Below are 18,083 nucleotides of genomic sequence, written 5' to 3' on the forward strand. Positions count from 1 at the left end.
ATGTGTCCACTAAACTACCGTAGTTCCGCTTGAGCGTCTGTTGGCAGTTGCAGTCCTGTGCGGCGGCAATGCCACTGTTAGCTGGCGTTGCCACATTCAGGCAATCTGCCATTGATTTTAGTTATCTAGTTGAGAACCCATCAGGACTTGAATACAAGGCAATATTCTTTGCCAGTTTCGGATTCTAGGCAAAAGCCTAGCTTTTCATATAACCGCCTAGCTGGGTTGCCACGTAAGACGCTGAGACGAACCACAACCCCATTTCGCTTTGCATCCTCAAGCAAGGTGTAAATAATAAACTGGCCAATCCCTTTTCCCTGAAACCTTGGCAGGATTTGAATTTGAATGATGTTCCATTTTTTTTCAGTTTTGAAAACTTTCACTAGCCCTGCAGCATTGCCATTGATGAGAACAATCTTGGCTCCATCGTATTGATAGCGTACACGTTGAAGATGCGAATCATCATCGGTCGGTTCTCCAACGCGCGCCAAGTGTTCAGTCATTACTTGCTTGCGCAGATCAAGGAGAAAATTTTCATCGGCGAGCTGAGCCTGCCGTAATGTAATTTCTTCACAAACCATGAAATCTCCAGAAATAAATAACTAACCAGCCATAATTAGTGATGACTAAAAAATATTGATTAATCGCAGAAGCGATCGTATTGATAATTATCAACAATGAATAAAGTTGTTTTTAATATGAGACCTATGTGCCGCACCAACAATAAAAAATAAATAGCATTAACTTCCAGATGCTTCATGCACCTTGTTCAATCAATTTTTTTATTTTTAATGCTTTTTCGAAATGATCCAGCTTGTGGGTTTGTATCCACCATTTTGCGGCTTCCATCAAAAGTTCTGGATCGCTATTTTTGTTGGAAAAAAATGCATAAAAAGACAATCCAACATCAGCTCCCTTCTCACTGATTTTTCTTTCGCAAACCTGAATTATTTTTTGCCTCAACGATACCCGCATTATAACTAGATCCTATTAGGTTGACGGACTATTGCTTGATTATATAAAAAGTGACCGATAATGCATTTTGCCCTGCCAATATCTTCATTATCATGATTTTGAAATAATGCACCTGCCTAGCACCAGCGATGCATTTGGCACGCCTAGAGTTCTTTACAAACAGGTCATTAGCCGCAGCTGTACTAAACAGCGAATTTTGTCGAATTTAGGTATTTGGCTTCGTATATATGCAATAGCCGCTCCTGGCTAAAAGCAGCTCACGGTCAATGTATTAAACGACCCAAAGCCGTCATCTTGGATGCGTCCACTAAACTACCGTAGTTCGGCTGAAACGGTCTTTCGATAGTTGAGTTAAGAACGGTTGGTTAACACTAAATTCCAGACACACCCATGTCCCGAATGGGTGCTACACAGTCTGTCGATGTGGCTACATCGACAAAGGTGTTGGCTGGAAGTCTGCATCGAATTCGATATAGGCGCCGGCTTCCCATATATGTTGTCCCTTTTGGACTGGCGCTGCTAAAAAACATCCTTTCAGTATTGGGCCCTCCGCAGATGGGGAGAATGTCGACTCTCCGCACGGCCATCCATGAAGGATCGTGCCGGCAGTAACGTCAGCTCTAATTTCACTGCGACAGTTATCTTCGATGAAAATCAAACTATTGATCAGAATGTTGCCGAGTTTAACTGGAGATGGGCTGTAAATTGATTCTAGATTCCCACTTTCATCATAAGACGCTTTACTTCCGCGAGGAAAGACTACGCCGCATACATTCTGTGTTTGGATTGTAACTTTGGGTTGATCATTATTTTTTTGGAATGACTGTTCGATGAAAATGGAGCTGCCCATTATCAATAATGGTGAGAGAAAAAATAGTCCAGTAATAATGTTCCGCCTTAATTGCGGCTTACCACGAAGTAAATTGAATAGCAGCACGGTAAGTGCACCCCAGATGCCTAAGATGACCCAAAGCATGTTCAGAATGCCAGAACCAAAGGATCCTGTGTCCGCATGGCTCTGAATGGGGAGTAGAAATGTCCAAGCAAATAACTTGCAGAACCTGGATGGAGGGCGTTGGCGTTGCATTGGCTTTGGCTTTGTCTTTATCTTTGAGTAAGCATTTCTAGTGCATAAATTGAGACTTTGGCTTCGTATCTCGGCAATGGCTGCATCTGGCCGAGAGCGGCCCACCGTCAATGTATTAAAACGACCCTCTGCCGATAAATAATTGGACATGGGAGAGAGTCGCTAAACAAGCAATAACAACGTGCACGGCGGCCTATTCTGGTGATATTGCAGCAGTAGTTTGTGTTTGTACACGATGTGCAGTTGCTAGTCGTTTGCTACACCACTGTACGAACATTGCTATGGTAGCCGCTTCGACAAAGGCTGGGATTGGTTGTTGATGAGGTAAAGTGAGCGAAAGAAACAGGCAAAAGGCCGCAAAAGAAAACCTGCCCAAGACCATACCCCGTAGCAGCGAGATAACGAAGTCTGCTCCATGGGCGCGATGAGACGATACCGATAGGACAATTCCAAGCAAAGGGAATACTGCAAGTAGCCCACTCCACTTTGCCCCCGCCCAGCCAGATACTGACGTTACCAACAATGTGAGCATCATGCCGGCCAACATCCGCCCTATAAGATCGGTGCGAGTGAGCGGAGCCCCTGCAGCAACAGCAGAACTACGGGGCAAAAAGGATTGACCAAACAATACTGCAACTAGGGCGATACTTAGCGCCCATATTGGGGATGTCGGAATTTGCGATAGAGCGCTCGCAGATACAAGCCATGTAACTAGGCCGGCAGTTAGAGCGCTAGGCCATAATCGAGAACGGCACACCCATGCGTAGGAAAAATTGAAGGCCTCAGATGCTAGGATCGCAGAAAGTGATAGCGTAGCGGCATGTGCTCCAAAAGTTGGGCCGTGCTCAAGTACCAAAAGGTATAGGATGGGGCCCGCGACGACTGGCAATCCTGCGAGCCACCCCGCGATTGATGGCCCCCACCATTTTCCCGACATAGAAACGAGCAATAGAAAAATAGGAACTAAAGTGAGTTTGAGAGCAAGCATGGCAAACTCGTGCAATTATAAAGCCTTATTTTACTACAATGTCATACCATTGACGATTAGCAATTCCATCACAATTCTCTCTCGTTTCTCCCCCGTTGAATGGCTGCCGAGTGCGTGCCTGTCCGAAGTTCCGTGTAAACCGGCCGTTGCCTAGCAAGCTGGGGAAGGACCGCTTAGGCCGAACATCCGCCGATCCGAAGAGAATGTAATCCAGATTTTTTCAGCCTTATATCACCCCCTTGAACCAGCACAGCGACACCCACTTCGGGTGTCCTTTATGCCCTGGCCTCCGTTTTGACGGGGCCATTTTCATTGGAGTGATCTCATGTCCCATCTCATCGAATCCATGGCTTTCGTCGGAGCCACGCCCTGGCATGGTCTGGGCAATCCCTTGTCTCCGCAGCAACCGCTGGAAGTGTGGCTGACTGAAGCCGGCATGGACTGGCGTATCGAACAGAGTGATGTCTTGTTCAACGTGGCTGAAGACGGCATGCACATCCGGCCGTTTGCTGATTCCAAGGTGCTATATCGGTCAGACTCCCTAGCACCACTGTCGGTGGTCTCGCCGCGTTACAAGGTCGTGCAGCCGTCTGAAGTACTGGAGTTCTATCGCGACCTGGTCAGTGCCGGTGGCTTTGAGCTGGAAACAGCTGGCGTCTTGAAGGGTGGGCGTAAGTTGTGGGCACTGGCCAAAACTGGGCAGGAAGCCCTGCTGAAAGGTGGTGATCGGGTGAAGGCCTATCTGCTGCTGGCCACCAGTTGTGACGGCACGCTGTGCACCACAGCCCAGTTCACCTCGGTACGGGTGGTGTGCAACAACACACTGCAGATGGCGGTGAAGGACAGAACCGGTGCAGTGAAGGTGCCCCACTCCACCGTGTTCGATCCACAGCAGGTAAAGGATGCACTGGGCCTTGGCTTGTCCGCCTGGGACCGTTTCATCGGCAATATCAAGCAGCTGTCGCAGCGTACGGTGTCACCGGAAGAAGCGTGCCAGTTCTTCCGTGCAGTCCTGGACGAACCGTTGCTGGCAGGGACTGAGGATGCGGTGACCTCCAAAGCCCTGCAGCAGGTATCAGCGCTGTATAGCGGTGGGGGCATGGGCTCGCTGTTGGCCGGTACTCGTGGTACTGCCTGGGGCCTGGTGAATGCCATGACCGAGTATGTCGATCATCGCCGTCGTGCGCGAAGCCAGGATTATCGACTGGATTCCGCCTGGTTCGGCCAGGGGGCCCAGCTCAAGGGCAAGGCGCTGGAGCATGCACTGGCCCTGGTGGAGTAGAGCCATGGCATCCGTGCAATGCATTGCGTTGACCGCTGCCTGTCTGACGGCAGGTATGCGGGACTTCTGCACCTGGAACAGCCTGGGTGTGGCATACGACGGTCCCGATGCCGAGCGCAGTCTGCTGGTGATCTGGAGTGCTGGCTGTCTGGAGCTGCATGCCGAACTGGTGCAGTACGCACCGATGGTGGCAGCACTGGCTGACACCTTGTACGACCAACTGGATCAGGTCCCACCCGGGGTGTGGCATTACGAAGTGACCGAAACTCTGGGAAGTGCTATTGCTGAGTGGATCGTGCTACATGATGGTCTGCCCCCTTCCCTCGATTGGGTCAAAGCCTGTCTGGTGAGGTTGGCTGGCGAGTTCATGCTACGCAGTCAGCCACAACAGTGGCCCGCCATCCGCCAGATCCTGCTGACGCTCTCTACAGAGCTACCGGTGATTGTGCCGGCTGCGCCATCGTGAAGCCGTTGTTGGTCTGATTTTTTGCTACTGGTCTCTTCTGCCTTTCTACTGTTCTGCCTGATTTCCCTTGTCGTTTTCTCTGCTGTCGTTTCTCTTGCTTCTGCTCCCCCATTTATTTCATTCATCGCCCGGTCAGCCTTGCTGCCGGGCTTTATGCCTTTATAAGGAGTGTTTCGCCATGGCTGAACGCTACGCACAGGCCATTCGTCTGGCCTCTACCCTGAAGTTGTCTCGTGATGAATGGCTGCGCATTCGCCAGCTAGGCATTGGTTCGTCTGATGCCGCCCCGGCGATTGGGCTGTCTCCGTACAAGTGCCCGCTATCGTTGTGGCTGGAGAAGACAGGTCGCAAGGAGCCGGAAGATCTGTCGGAGAAAGAGCCTGTCATCTGGGGCACGATTCTGGAACCCATCCTGGCCCGGGTCTATGCCGAGCGTACCGGTCGCAAGGTACGGCGGGTGAATGCGGTACTGCAGCACCCAACACACCGTTTCATGCTGGCCAATCTGGATCGGGAGGTGCGTTGTCCTGATGAGGGCTGGGGCATTCTGGAAATCAAGACAGCCAGCTACCATTCTGCCCCACAGTGGGAAGAAGGCATTCCGGTTGCCTATCAATGCCAAGTGCTGCATCAGTTGGCCGTAACAGGACACGCTTGGGCCGACGTCGCCGTGTTGATTGGTGGTCAGGATTTCCGGATCTATCGGGTGAATCGGGATGAAGACAAGATCGCCGACTTGATCGCCCGGGAAACGGTGTTCTGGCAGCACGTGTTGATGGATACCCAGCCAGCACCGGATGGTTCGGATGATGCAGGTGCTGCGCTGTCGTGGCTGTTCCCTCGTGACGATGGCCAGACCATCGATCTGTCGGAATCGATTGAAGGAAACCGGCTGTTCTCTGCCCTATTGGCTGAACGGCAAAGGAAGGAGGATGCCGAAGCCAAAGAGGCAGCCATCCGCCAGCAGATCCAGAACGTTCTGGGTCATGCCTCTGCTGCCGTGTTCGAGTCTGGCCGTATTACCTGGAAGCGCGCCAAGGATCGCGTTGCCCCTGATGTCGAACGGCTGTCGCAAGACCACCCCACCTTAATCGCCCAGTACAGCAAGTCCATTGCCGGTTCCCGGCGCTTTGTCATTCAGACTGAAAGGAAATCAACATGATCAAGGGTCTCGCCATTACCCCGCCCGTGATCGGGCGTATCAGCATTGGCAAGCTGGTGCAGAAGCAGGAACGGTGGCTGCCGGAGAAGGATGACAGCTTTTCGTTAACCACCCAGGTACAAAGCCGGGATGGCTGGTTGCTGCATCCCTTACACCAAGCGCTGTCGGAGCAGGCACAGAACGGTAAGATCCGGGCTATTCCGATCCAGCTGCTGTTCAACGATAGCGAGCTGAACCTGCGCGCCGAATACAGTGCCTTCGACCGAAATAACGGTCGGCCAGTGTGTGTCGGTAACGGAGAAACGGCACGGCGGGTAACCAGTCAGGGCATGGAAGAGATCGGGTGTGCAGGTCCGGACCGTTGTCCGCTGGCCAAGGAGCTGGGCTGCAAGCTGTATGGCCGGCTCAATGTGCAGGTAGAAGGACAGCAGGATGAGCTGGGCAGCTTCATCTTCCGTACTACCGGCTACAACTCGGTACGCACCCTGGCCGCACGCTTGAAGTATTACGAAGCCGCCAGTGGCGGTCACACCAAGCATCTGCCGCTGCTATTACGTCTACGCGCCAAGAGCACCACCCAGTCGCACCGTACCCCGGTGTACTACGTCGATCTGACACTACGCGATGGCCAGACGCTGGCCGAAGCCGTCAGTGCGGCACGCAAGGCAGCGGATGAACAACTGGAAGCTGGCATCGACACTGCCGAACTGGAGCAAGCCGCCCGGCTATTGCTGCAGAACGGTCAGTTCGAGGATACCGAGGAGGAAGTACCGCAGCTGCTGGAGGAGTTTTATCCAGCAGTGGAAGGCAGTGCTGGCGAACAGGAGGAGAAGCCGAAGGCGGTATCGCGCCCTACCCGGCTCACTTCCAAGTTGGGTGCCGTTAAGACGGCTTAGCCAGGCGGTGGGTCAGTTGTTCAACCATCGCCAGCACCATCTCCCGATCCGCACTGTCCAGGCGGGCCAGCATCTGTGCCAGGTGCTGTGCCTGCTCGGTCGGTCGATTGCTGGATTCCACCAGTAGGGATGAGGCCTCGCAGTTAAACAGGCCCGCTAGTTCCAGCAGGCGGGCCACCGTCGGCATCACTAGCCCCCGCTCCATCCGCGATACCGCTTCATTGCCAATATCCAGTCGTGTTGCAACCTGCTCCTGGGTCAATCCGGCTTCTTGCCGTCGTGCCGCAATCGCCTTGCCAACGCTCAGCGCCAGTGCGTCCACCTTCATTTTTGCCATCGCATTCTCCATTCCACTCGAATGGTGGCAAATCACCCCATTGACATGAACATCCTTAAAAGATGAACATCATCTCATTGAGATGCTTTCAGACATTTCAGGATGACAAAATGCTTAACAAAGGAAATACCATGCAATCCAGACAGACACTACTCACCCTCCCCCTCCTGCTGCTGACCGGTGCCATGCTGACCGGCTGCAACTCGGATGCACCTTCTACCAGTGATGCACTGCGGGTCACTGAAAGCATTTTTAGTGGCTGCGATCAGCTCAAGGTAGTGGATTATGAGCGCGTCAATGGCATCCCCCAAAACGATGGCAGCTATGTAGTTCAGGTGAAATACAACGTCCGCATCTCACCGACCCCGGAGAACAAGCAATACATTACTGAGACCTATCCCAAGCTCTATGCAGATCTCAAAGAGAAAGTGGAGCACGGCAAGGCTGTACGCCAGAAGTACGAAACCAGCCTGGATCAGTTCATGGCGGCGAATCCTGGTAAATCGGTCACGGATTTCGAAAAGGCTTACCCGGACATCGCCAATGACTACTACGCCAATATTAGCTGGGTAGGTGACAGTGCCGAGCAACGATTAACTGAAGGCATGCCGTCGAGTGGAAAAACCACTTTGGCGCAGAATCTCTGGAAAACCTGCCCTAAATTGGGCATCCCACTTATCAACAAGCTGTTTCAACACCCGGCCTCCATCGAGCAATACACCAGCGATGTGGATGTGCCATTCAGTGACAGCTACATCATGATCAAGACCGATAACGGCTGGATGGCACAACAGTAAGCCATCCACCCCCTACATCAGCCAGCGCCCATCGCCGTCACCACGGGATGGGCGTTGTCGTTTCTAGACGTGGAGCAAACCATGATTTTTCCAATAAGCCATGGCGAGCAGATGCTCGCCTACCTCAGCAACACCCTCAACCTACATGGCCAGGCCTTTACCCAGGCACAGCGTGAAGAACTGCAGGCGCGTATCGAACAGCTGGTCAACTATCAGGCCGTGGTCGGCATCATGGGTAAAACCGGGGGTGGCAAGTCCAGCTTGTGCAATGCCCTGTTCGGTCAGGAGATTGCCGAAGTGGATGATATTGCCGCCTGTACCCGCTACCCACAGGAATACACCCTGGCGTATAAAAATGGGAAAGGAATTGCCTTAATCGATGTGCCGGGTGTCGGGGAAAGTATCGGTCGGGATCAGGAATACACCGAGCTGTACCAGCGGCTACTCCCAGAGCTGGATCTGATCCTGTGGGTGGTCAAAGCCGATGACAGGGCCTTAGCCATTGACCAGCAGGTGTTCAACAGCGTCATCCGCCCTTACCTGGCAGATCGGGACATCCCGGTATTGTTTGTGATCAGCCAGGTGGACAAAGTCGCCCCATGTTGGGAGTGGGACCACGAACGGCATCTACCGAGCAGCAGCCAGCAAAGCAATCTAAGCCGCAAGCAGATCCAGCTGTCCCAAACCTTCGACATCGCCCTCGACCATATCTGTGTCACCTCGGCAGAAGAAGGCTATGGTCTCACCGGGCTGGTCGAGCAAATCGTCACCCTGCTGCCTAATCAAAAAAAGTGGGCGATTGCCCGGGAAACCAAGCCTGAGTACGTGTCAGGGCATGCGTACCAGACGGCAAGCAAAGGGCTGTGGGAAACCATCAAGGAAACCGCCACCTGCATCCTGCGGGAAGGCTGGTCAGTGATTTCCAGCAAGGTGGAAAGCTGGCTGGACAGGCTGTTCAACTGGTAGGGCATAGCGGGCAAGGCTTCGGCCTTGCCCGCTATGCTGTACTAGCACTGGATTTCTTTTTTTTGTGGGAAACTTGGTAACAGATCAGAATTCGGTTATTCGCACTGCAGATACCAGATGGTGCTGCCATAAACCGAGTCAGGGAAATCAGGCATCAACTCACCTTGCTCGAAATAGCGCTGCGCGTTTTCTTTAGCCGGCGTCCACCAAGTACCGCTTTCCGGGCAGGGTTGGCCGGCTTCGCAGCGCTTTCCTTCGATAACGGGGGCTGACTTAGGTGGGGCTATGGGCAACGGTACTGTATCAAAGCGCTCGTACCAACTCACCGTATCTGCTGTGTCAAAACCATTCTGCTGCGGCAAGTAATAGTGGAGCGAGCCCGGCTCAGTGGTACGCACCGGCTTCACCACGCGACTTACCGCCACATAGGGGATGGGCGCGCCATCTTCCGGGGCACCCAGGTCGGGATACTTGCCGGCCTGGATAATCAAGCCACCAGCATAGTGACTAAAGGTGATATCTGGCCAAGGTGCAAGTGCAGCTCGAATTGTCTCTTCACTATTGAGCTGCTGTACGAACTCATTTCCCAGAAATGTGTACCAATCTACACCCTTAATGCGGTTCTTCAGCTCGAACCCGCCAGCACTAAATGAGCGGGTATCGATATTTAAGCCAATGAAGCGCTGGGCAAGCTCATATTCATTCGGTAAATACCGATGATAGTCATAGGGCAGAATGGGAGACAAACCGCCATAACCATGGACAGGTTGCAAAGCCTCGCATATAAATGTGACCAACTCCTGGTATTGGCCAAGTTCTGCTTCGTCAAACACCGTAGTGGCAGGCAACACGATCTTGAAAAACGATTTGTTGCCCCAGCTCTCATGGATACTTTGCTGCGTCAAGCAGGAAACCGAGTATTCCGGTGCCAAGTCAGGCACGGCTTCGCTACTTACAAACCACTCAATCCGCTCATGCGGATCAGTGATATCCAATATCTTATTTCTGGACTTTTGATAGTCGGATGCCCCCATCTTTTTAGTTTTGGCATCCATGTATTTTTGCCCCCTTAGTTTCCCTCCAAAGAGTGAATAAAACTTATCAAAACACGCAATGAGTTTTTTCCTAACCTCTGGGGTGCTACCCTTTTCAAAGAAAAATGTAGCAATCAAACCCGGTCGAATGACAATACTGTCATCAGAACCCAAATTCCAAGTCAATTCATCTTGATACTGATGCAGCCGACGCAGTGGCTGCAGCATCTCTTTTTGTTCCATTGTGCAATTCCTAAATCATCCGGCTGACGCGACTGTGGCGCCACCAAGTATCCCTACGCAGGCCAGGAAACCCGCGACCAGTTCTGCCGGTAAGGCGAGGACCAGCACCACGGCACCAGCCACCACCAGCGCGATGCCGACGACAACCTTGCTCACGTTGAGCAAAATCTGCCCCCACTCAATCTGGCGAATCTCATTCCAGGCGATGTCGCAGTAACGCTCAATTTAGGCCCATACCGCCTTCAGCTGTTCTTCGGTCCAACGCGCCAGCACCTGTCCCTGCTCGTTGACCCAGGTCCATGAATGGCTTGCCTGGTCGCGCACCCAGCGGCCGGACGCTAACAGCCAAGCTGCCTCACTGGCCAGCCAAGCCTGGGTGTCTTGTGCCAGTCCGGCCATGCCTTTTTTGGCGCTAGCCCACATTTCATTCAACTCGCGCTGCAGCTGTAGACCCCAATCCTGGATGTAGCCTGGGGTGGAAACCGGAACCGGGCTATAAATGGGTGCTGGTATTCAGGGCGCTCTTCCACGATGGTCATCGTGCCGCCTGGCGTCACATTGGGCGATGAGGTTGAGGTTGGTGCAGACGCTGACGGTTTGGCTTTGTTCGGTGAGGCTGGCAAGGGTGGTCAGGATGAGCAGGGGCTGTTAGCCGGTTTGTGTACTGCTGCCGCTGGTGGCGGTTTTGCCTTCTTTGTCGGTATTGCTGCCGGCTTCCCAGGCTTTGAGTGCGGCGGCGTGGTGTTGCAGGTGGCCGCTATCTTTGTTGCCATCTTTGCCGTTGTCGGGGTTGATGGCGTCCGGCCTGGTTTCCAGGCTATCGGCCAATCAAAGCTTTTTGAGTGCGTTACGTACCGCCGCTTGTCTCATGGTTGGTAACTTGGCGATGTAGTTGATGGCTTTTGCCAGCCGGGTGGCCAGTACCTGGCTAGCTGTAGTTCAAATACCTTACCGTGCCTCTGTCGTTGGCCGCAGGCGGATGGTCTTGACGATAGCTTCGTATAGGGCTTGGATTTGTTTGGTGGACATAGAAGATACACCGGTTACGCCAGCGACACCTTCACCTGAAGTGATAGCCAATTCAATATTGGGCTTAAGAGGGTTACCAATCTCTCCTTGTGTTTCCCATGTGAAGCTTTGCGCCTCTCCTCTTCCATCATCTGATGGAAAATAGACTAGAGATTCTTCACCTATCATTCCATTTATAGTGAGTTTACTCTCTCTAACCCTCTTGATCTTTCCTTGGAGCCTTGAATCAATTTTACTTTCTTTGATACGGGTTAGCAGGGACGGTTGACTCTTGGACAGGACAATACTTTCTACACTAAACCATACATCTGGATTATTTTTTAGCGAAAATGTAATGGATGCTCTTTCAAATTGCGGCGTTTTTCCATTGTTGGCAATGAAGCCATTTTCAATGCAAAACCCAGGCTCCTTTGGAACTTCCCGGTCAGAACGATAACGAACACTTTTCAAGTAATCATTAAATCTGGCAATAATTGAATCGATTTTTTTGTCGTCATAAGGGGCTCTTGAAGTCGTAAAGATCCACCCTCGATCCCACTTGAATGAGTCAATGCTGTACATCGGACTACCAAATGCTTCTTTGTAGCCAAGCAACAAATGGCTTGTTTTGCTTGGCTCAATCTCTCGATTTAGTAGAAACCGCTCTGATGCAGTTTTTCCTTCTTTCAACTCATTTAATCTATTTTCAATTTTCTGCCGAAGCAAAGTTTCACCACCATGTTCAGTTTTTATCGTTGTGCTCAGGTAGGTATTTCCTTGCCCCTTCAGCTCAGCCTCATAAGGTACATCCACCAGGTAACGGCCAAAGCAGTAGGTTTTCATTTTTTCGAACATTTGGGGCTCCGCAGCGTAAACAGGAATGCTGGTCAGCAGCATTAGCGCGAGAAAGTATCGGGGGCTAGGCATGGTTGGCGCTTCTCATAAAGGGGTAGCCGGTGCGGCCAACTGCACCAGCTTGGCGATACCATAGACCGTGGCCTGAATGGCGTAAGGGTTCTTGTAGCTCATCTGGTGATCGAAGCCCGCAATGCGAAACACCACCTTCGGTGTCGGTTGCAGTTGGGCCAGCACTTTAGCTGAATCCAGTGGCACCGTACCGTCCCCACCTTGGTCACGATCATTGCCAAGCTTGAATTTGACTTCAGGAGAGCCGGTCTCGCCATACAAAGGTACGGTGCTTTTACCAGTCAAAGACCGCTGATTGTCTTGCTGGTAAATCAATGGCAGCGCATCGTCATTGGGTATGTCGCCGGAGGTTTGCCAATGGATATGACCAAAGGTGCGGAATTTCTTCTCGTCGATACCGTAATAACCATAAGTCTGCGGGTGGGCATAAAGATCAAGGGTATCGTGGAGATCTTTAGCGCGGTCTAAAGCATTCCGGTGCACCTGTAGAGGCGTGCTGTCTTCTGAAGTTAACTTGTTGGCCGGATCAATTAGCGCCGGATCCAGCATCCCCCACCAGCAGTCGTCGGTGGTCTTGCTGTAGATTTCCTCGTAAGGGTCGGTCTGCGGGAGGCTGAACAGCACTTCCTCACTACCTTTCTTGGCAACTTTCAGCCAACCGGCCGGGTAGTGTCGGGTTGGCAGTAGCTCTAGCGGACCGGGGGAGCAAGCCAAGGTCGGGGTGATGTCGGCAGCGTCCCAGCCAATGATGGAGGCAACCGCCGCGCCTTCGATGTCGAAGAAACCACCGACTTCGGTACCCGCCCGGAAGCGGCGGTAAACCACTGGTGCTCCGGCTACAGGCTGCACGCCGTGCACTACGCCCAACACTTTGTCAGGGGCAAGTTGGGCGGCACGGCGACCTACCAGGCCCCCCATTGAGTGGGTGACCAGGATCACCTTGCCTTCGCAATCAAAGTAGTCTGTCTTTTGGTAGTGTTCGATGACCTGGTCGATTTTTTCTACCAAGGATTTTGCCGAGTCTTCGTTGCTTTGCAGCCAGTTGTAACCATGCGCCCATACTGGATAGTAATAATCGTCCAGACGCAGAATTTCCTCTTTGGATAAAGACGGGGGGGCCGTGTTCCAGGCCTTCACGGCGGCTGCCGCCACCGCGGCATAGTCGGGCTCACCTGGCGCACGAGGTGCCGCCTGCTCTCCGCCATTGAGATGGCTGAGCAGACCGATTTCAGGAAGCAGGAAATTGCCATGTTCCTGTGGCCGACCGGGTTTGCTGTACTGGTCGTTGAGACTGATTTCCAGCTGCTGCAAGATAGAGTGGTAGCTATCAGCGTGCAGTGCCCCCCAGCCCCGCTTTTTGGCCTCTTCAGGCGTGACCCAGTGCAGGTCGCCAGAGATCTTGCACGGGCCATCGAGGTTGACTTCGGTTCCATTGGGGTCAAAGAGCATTTGGCGTACGGCAGGGCTTTGCCTTGCTCCGTTCCATGCGGCGCCTATCCCTGCCAAGGTGCCATTTGGTGGGGCCCAAGCCTGGACCTGTTTTTTATCCTTGAGCCGCAGATTCGTCCCCATGATCCCAGGCACAAAGATCACCGGGATTACGTTGTGCGGTGGCTTTACACACAACGCGCGTTGCTTGAAGCTGTCCGGACTTTTAACCGATTCGAAACACGGGTTGCCCTGCTTGTCGAATTGCAGGGGTATGCGGCGGGTTGCACTGTTCAAGACGTCTGCCATCATCCGTTCCGTTTAAGGGTCATCTTTAACTGATCCATGAGCTTGCCGCTCAAGGTCGCGGTCGCGCCGCTGCCATCGGTACTGCCGGAACCTTCCAGCTTACCCTCGCTGTTGAGAACCTCGTGTGGGAGCGAGGGCTGCGCTTTACCGGAACGGCCGGCTACCCCAAATTGTTCATTGGTAGTTAGCGCGCTTTGCGGCATGCCGGGTAGTTGCGCGCTGACACTGGTCGGCCCGTCCATGACGTGGCTACCTGCGTGCTGGGTGTGGCTGGCAGAGGTCTTGGTGACGATGCCGTTGCTGTAGGTCGCGCTGCCATTCTTACCCCGGATTTCCACCTCTGGCGCTTCCATGATGATTTTTTCTAGCGAGTACAAGTGCAGCAATTTGGCAGCACCGATTTCCACACCGTCGCTTTGTGCCTGGACCCGGATAGGGCCTGCGGCGGCAATCAGCTTCATGCCCAGCTGTTGCACAAAAATAGAGAGTGATTGGCCGACACGCATCCGTAGCATCTGCCCGACGCTAACGTTACTGTCCTTGGCGGCCACCAGGTCGTGGTTGCTGCCAGCGGCCACCGCAATATTGGCCTCACTGGCAAGCGCGATGCCGTCCGGCGCACCCAGCGCCATGATGGCTTTATGACCTGCCTTGGCTTGAGTGGCGGTGTTGCTGCCGTTTTCCCACTGCTGGACATGCTCCAGCAGCTGTTGCTGTGGCTGGGTATCCGTACTCTCCGCTTCGTGCGTTTCGGCTTGCTTAGCCAGCTCTTGGGCAATGGACAGGGCCATTTGTAACTGGCCAAGTAGCTCCTCTCGATCCAGCTGATTGCCACTCGCGCCCTGGCGGGCATGAGCGCTGAGCAGCAAGCCTTGAGCCGCGCGCAGTGCGCCGGAAAGGTCAGTGCGCAGTTCGAAGCCTTCGCCGCGTGCCTGGGCTTTGCCATTGCTGCGCGGGTGGGTGAGGAAGCCCTGATTGAGCTGGGTTTTTCCGGGTTCGGAACTGAGCTTGGCGCGCACTTCGCCGGGGGTGTCGTCAAACAACAGTTCGTTGTACTGGCCGCCCTGGTGTTCTTTGGATTTGATGCCGGACAGCGTTTTGTTGGCCGGTAGTGCACCGGCACCGCTAAAGGCCGGGGTGGCGTGGCTGCCGTTGTACAGCACACCCACAATCACCGGGCGGTCGATGTCACCTTCGATAAAGTCGACCAGCACTTCCTGGCCAATGCGCGGGATGAACTGGTGACCCCAGCCCGCCCCGGCGCTGGGCATGGCCACGCGCAGCCAGCAGGAGGATTTGTCGTCCAGATTGGCACCGCTATTGGGGTGTTCGTCCGCACGCTGCCAGTGGAACTGCACCTTGATACGACCCAGTTCATCGGTATGCACTTCCTCGCCTTCCGGCCCCACCACGGTGGCGGTCTGTACCCCTTTAGATGTCGGCTTGGCCTGGGTGCTGTTGGCGTAAGCCGGGGTGAGCGGAATGCCACGGCGCTGGGCGGTGATGGTGGTCTGGAAGGGGCTGCTGTTCTGAGCGTCAGTTGACGTGCTGCTATTTCCTAATAAGCCACGCAAGCTGCTGGCCAGATCGCCCGGCAGATTATTGTTGGCGCGGAAGGTTTGGCCGGTGACCACGAATTCGCGCTGTTCGCTGCTGTCGCCCTCATGCGCCGGGTGTTCGTCCAGGCGGAACCATTGCCCGGCTTGCAGGCTGCGTACCGAACCGGCCCCGCTAAACTGCTTGGCCTGCACATCGTGCGCCTGCTGACGCAGCTGGGCGTATTGGCTCAGCTGCTCGGCATCGCTGGCGTAGTACAGCGACTGTGGGTCGTAATCCTGCAAGGTGGATTGCAGTGCATCACCACTGCGGCCTTGCTGGATGCGGGTCTGGTCACCGGTATGCTGGGTGGCCACCGGCTGGTAATCGAAACTGGCCAGCGCCACCGCACCGGACACCACCTGCCGCGCGGCGCTCCAATCGGTAAAGCCATCTTCCTCTTCTGTTGCATCGCTGCGATGAAAGCGCACCCGCTCGCTGGCGGCGGGCGGCAGGCTGTAAGCATCGTCAAACACCACCAGTTTCACCTGCGGATGCTCGCCATCAACATGCTCGAAGCGCCAGGCATAACCCTCTTCGTGCAGCAGCCGCACGATGAAGTCGAAATCGCTCTCGCGATACTGCAGACAATAACTGCGCGGGCTGGCCGTGGCGGTGTGGAACTCCAGCGTCTGCACCTGGGCAAACACCGGGTTATTGGCCTGATGCTCGGCCAGAATCTGCTTGACGATATCGGGGACGGACAAATCCTGGAACACCCGCGACGTGCGGCGCAGGCGCAGCAGGGCAAACGGTGGCTCAATGGTGAGACCATACTTGGCAAAGCCACCATCCGACCCCAACAACTCCGCCCGCGACACCACCCCCCAACGCACCACCTCGCTGCCATCGGCATCCAGCACGCCCAGACGAGCGGCCACACCCAGCAGCGATTTGAGCTCGATATTGCCGTCGGGCGACAAACAGCTGAGCTGATAACGATAGGCCTCCGACACGCCCTCGCTGCCGTCCAGGGTGTGGGGCAGCAACTGCTCGGCGGCGATGTTGCCGCCATCCAGCTGCAGGGTGAGCAGGCGTTGGTGCTGGGAGAAGGCGGCGGCGAAGCTGGCGAGCAGAGCAGAGAAATCCATGCGGCGGGCTGTCACGTCGGCTGACGTGATCATTCACAATCTGTTGAAAGTTCAACAGTTTATGCGTCTAACATGCCACGAACAAGGTGGGATGGCATGAATGCGTAGTTCTACGGATGCCCTTGCATACAGAAGGAAGGGAACAGAGGATCACGTAATGCATTCACAACGGGCAGTTCGTCGGCCAAAGCGGTCAGTAGTCGCATGGCTATTGTACGACTGGTTTACACAGAGTTTCGGACATGCCCTGGCACGGTCCAGAAAGGTTGAACAAACCACCGTAGAGAGGCGCTGTTGGCTGATGGTTTCTGGGAGTGGTTAATACACTGACTGAGCAATCGTAGTCAGGATTTTGTGAGTGTTATCACGCATAGTGCTTCCCATGGACAGAGGAAGACAGATGAACGAACTTCGGACAACGGCGTACGCGGCACGATTAGGCACGGTACTCGACTACATCGAGGCACACCTGAGCGAAACGTTGACCGTGGAACGACTTAGCCAGGTCGCCAACTTCTCCAAGTTCCATTTCCACCGGCAATTCGCCAACTACATTGGCACCAGCGTAGCTCGATACGTCTTGCTTCTGCGACTGCGACGAGCTTCACAGCAGCTCGTTTTCGATCGCGCCGCCAAGATCATCGACATCGCTCTGGAGGCCGGCTTCGAGAACCCGGAATCGTTTACCCGTGCCTTCAGGAACATCTTCGGTCAGTCACCCTCCCAATTCAGAAAGCAACCGAACTGGGAATCCTGGCATGAGCGCTACCGGTTCCAATTACCAGAAAGGAATCAATCCATGCAGATTGAGATCGTCAATTTTGAAACTACCTTTATCGCTGTGCTAGAACATCGCGGACCTAGCCAGAGGGTTAACGACTCGGTTGCTCAATTCATTGCCTGGCGTAAGGAAAGCCACCTTTCTCCCAGACAGAGCAGCCGCACCTTCGGTATCGCCTACGACAACCCGGATACCACCGAGCCCGCTCAATTCCGTTTTGACATCTGCGGCGAAGTGGCAGCTGAGATTCCATCCAACCCCCAAGGGGTGGTATTGAAGACTATTCCCGGGGGCCGTTGCGCCAGGGTGCGGCATCACGGTTCCCATACCCGGATTGGTGAGAGTATCTACCCGTTGTATCGGAACTGGCTGCCCGAAAGTAGCGAAGAATTACGCGACTTTCCTCTCTATTTCCATTACTTGAACCTGATGCCAGAAACGCCGGAGAATGAGCTGGTGACAGATATCTACTTGCCATTGAAATAATGGATAAGACATCTCCCAAAGGTGTGGTGGATCTGGACAAAAGATCCACCATAGCTAGTTCTGTCGAAAGGCTTGGAGTGAGCTGTATGAATACTTTCAGCAAAGTCGCTCAGCACGACTCGCAGGCTACGGGCCGCTGAGCAACACATTACTGACTGATATACCCTACTGACCGAATGTCGGTAAAGGCCGAGCGGCTGCCGATCAATATCTAGCCAACCGAC

At 54.0% G+C, this 18,083-nt stretch carries 17 protein-coding genes; 7 read left to right on the plus strand and 10 right to left on the minus strand.

All coding sequences use genetic code 11. From position 1 onward, the window contains the following. Positions 1 to 140: 140 nt before the first annotated feature. From ACODR9_RS11345 to ACODR9_RS11355, 3 genes are all read right to left on the minus strand, one after another. Positions 141 to 581 (minus strand): GNAT family N-acetyltransferase, encoded by a 441-nt coding sequence (locus tag ACODR9_RS11345; RefSeq protein WP_488809375.1) that lies wholly within the window; start codon positions 579 to 581, stop codon positions 141 to 143. Between the two features lie 175 nt (positions 582 to 756). Further along, positions 757 to 975, minus strand: a complete 219-nt coding sequence (locus ACODR9_RS11350; RefSeq protein ID WP_488809376.1) for a DUF6500 family protein — start codon at positions 973 to 975, stop codon at positions 757 to 759. Between the two features lie 427 nt (positions 976 to 1,402). Continuing rightward, positions 1,403 to 1,951 carry a hypothetical protein gene (locus tag ACODR9_RS11355; protein ID WP_488809377.1) on the minus strand — a complete coding sequence of 183 codons (549 nt, stop codon included), beginning with the start codon at positions 1,949 to 1,951 and terminating at the stop codon, positions 1,403 to 1,405. Positions 1,952 to 3,375: 1,424 nt separating this feature from the next. Here ACODR9_RS11355 and ACODR9_RS11360 point away from each other — a divergent pair. The 4 genes from ACODR9_RS11360 to ACODR9_RS11375 all read left to right on the plus strand — a co-directional run bounded on the left by ACODR9_RS11360 (position 3,376) and on the right by ACODR9_RS11375 (position 6,856). Beyond that, positions 3,376 to 4,332, plus strand: coding sequence for a DUF932 domain-containing protein (locus ACODR9_RS11360; RefSeq protein WP_488809378.1), 957 nt, complete (start codon positions 3,376 to 3,378; stop codon positions 4,330 to 4,332). A 4-nt stretch (positions 4,333 to 4,336) separates the two neighbouring features. Beyond that, positions 4,337 to 4,798: a hypothetical protein gene (locus ACODR9_RS11365; RefSeq protein ID WP_488809379.1), complete on the plus strand. Its 462-nt coding sequence runs from the start codon at positions 4,337 to 4,339 to the stop codon at positions 4,796 to 4,798. Between the two features lie 178 nt (positions 4,799 to 4,976). Continuing rightward, positions 4,977 to 5,960: a YqaJ viral recombinase family nuclease gene (locus ACODR9_RS11370; protein WP_488809380.1), complete on the plus strand. Its 984-nt coding sequence runs from the start codon at positions 4,977 to 4,979 to the stop codon at positions 5,958 to 5,960. Next, positions 5,957 to 6,856, plus strand: coding sequence for a recombination directionality factor (locus tag ACODR9_RS11375; RefSeq protein WP_488809382.1), 900 nt, complete (start codon positions 5,957 to 5,959; stop codon positions 6,854 to 6,856). The genes ACODR9_RS11370 and ACODR9_RS11375 overlap by 4 nt, the downstream gene beginning before the upstream one ends. On the opposite strand, the gene ACODR9_RS11380 is transcribed toward ACODR9_RS11375, so the two are convergent. Next, positions 6,843 to 7,193, minus strand: a complete 351-nt coding sequence (locus tag ACODR9_RS11380; protein WP_488809384.1) for a helix-turn-helix domain-containing protein — start codon at positions 7,191 to 7,193, stop codon at positions 6,843 to 6,845. The two genes, ACODR9_RS11375 and ACODR9_RS11380, sit on opposite strands and share 14 nt — an antisense overlap. Positions 7,194 to 7,324: 131 nt before the next feature. Here ACODR9_RS11380 and ACODR9_RS11385 point away from each other — a divergent pair, with 131 nt between their 5' ends. Both ACODR9_RS11385 and ACODR9_RS11390 read left to right on the plus strand, forming a co-directional pair. After that, positions 7,325 to 7,990, plus strand: coding sequence for a hypothetical protein (locus tag ACODR9_RS11385; protein ID WP_488809385.1), 666 nt, complete (start codon positions 7,325 to 7,327; stop codon positions 7,988 to 7,990). 81 nt (positions 7,991 to 8,071) lie between these two features. Continuing rightward, on the plus strand, positions 8,072 to 8,956 hold the full coding sequence (locus tag ACODR9_RS11390) for a GTPase family protein (RefSeq protein WP_488809386.1): 885 nt from the start codon (positions 8,072 to 8,074) through the stop codon (positions 8,954 to 8,956). Positions 8,957 to 9,051: 95 nt separating this feature from the next. Here the strand turns inward: ACODR9_RS11390 and ACODR9_RS11395 are convergent, their stop codons facing one another. The 6 genes from ACODR9_RS11395 to ACODR9_RS11420 form a co-directional block, all read right to left on the minus strand. Beyond that, the gene (locus tag ACODR9_RS11395) at positions 9,052 to 10,233 is read right to left on the minus strand and encodes a type VI immunity family protein (RefSeq protein ID WP_488809387.1); all 1,182 of its coding nucleotides are present in this window, start codon (positions 10,231 to 10,233) and stop codon (positions 9,052 to 9,054) included. 225 nt (positions 10,234 to 10,458) lie between these two features. Further along, the gene (locus ACODR9_RS11400; RefSeq protein WP_488809388.1) at positions 10,459 to 10,665 is read right to left on the minus strand and encodes a hypothetical protein; all 207 of its coding nucleotides are present in this window, start codon (positions 10,663 to 10,665) and stop codon (positions 10,459 to 10,461) included. A gap of 216 nt (positions 10,666 to 10,881) precedes the next feature. Next, on the minus strand, positions 10,882 to 11,061 hold the full coding sequence (locus ACODR9_RS11405) for a hypothetical protein (protein WP_488809389.1): 180 nt from the start codon (positions 11,059 to 11,061) through the stop codon (positions 10,882 to 10,884). 120 nt (positions 11,062 to 11,181) lie between these two features. Next, positions 11,182 to 12,096, minus strand: coding sequence for a T6SS immunity protein Tli4 family protein (locus tag ACODR9_RS11410; protein WP_488809390.1), 915 nt, complete (start codon positions 12,094 to 12,096; stop codon positions 11,182 to 11,184). 84 nt (positions 12,097 to 12,180) lie between these two features. Next, positions 12,181 to 13,905: an esterase/lipase family protein gene (locus tag ACODR9_RS11415; RefSeq protein ID WP_488809391.1), complete on the minus strand. Its 1,725-nt coding sequence runs from the start codon at positions 13,903 to 13,905 to the stop codon at positions 12,181 to 12,183. Continuing rightward, on the minus strand, positions 13,905 to 16,592 hold the full coding sequence (locus ACODR9_RS11420; protein ID WP_488809493.1) for a type VI secretion system Vgr family protein: 2,688 nt from the start codon (positions 16,590 to 16,592) through the stop codon (positions 13,905 to 13,907). Before ACODR9_RS11420 ends, ACODR9_RS11415 begins: the two co-directional genes overlap by 1 nt. A 400-nt stretch (positions 16,593 to 16,992) precedes the next feature. Between ACODR9_RS11420 and ACODR9_RS11425 the strand changes: the two genes are divergently transcribed. Beyond that, positions 16,993 to 17,859, plus strand: a complete 867-nt coding sequence (locus tag ACODR9_RS11425) for an AraC family transcriptional regulator (protein ID WP_488809392.1) — start codon at positions 16,993 to 16,995, stop codon at positions 17,857 to 17,859. The last annotated feature ends 224 nt before the right edge of the window (positions 17,860 to 18,083 follow it).

This window comes from Aquitalea sp. FG25 (genome assembly GCF_057809375.1).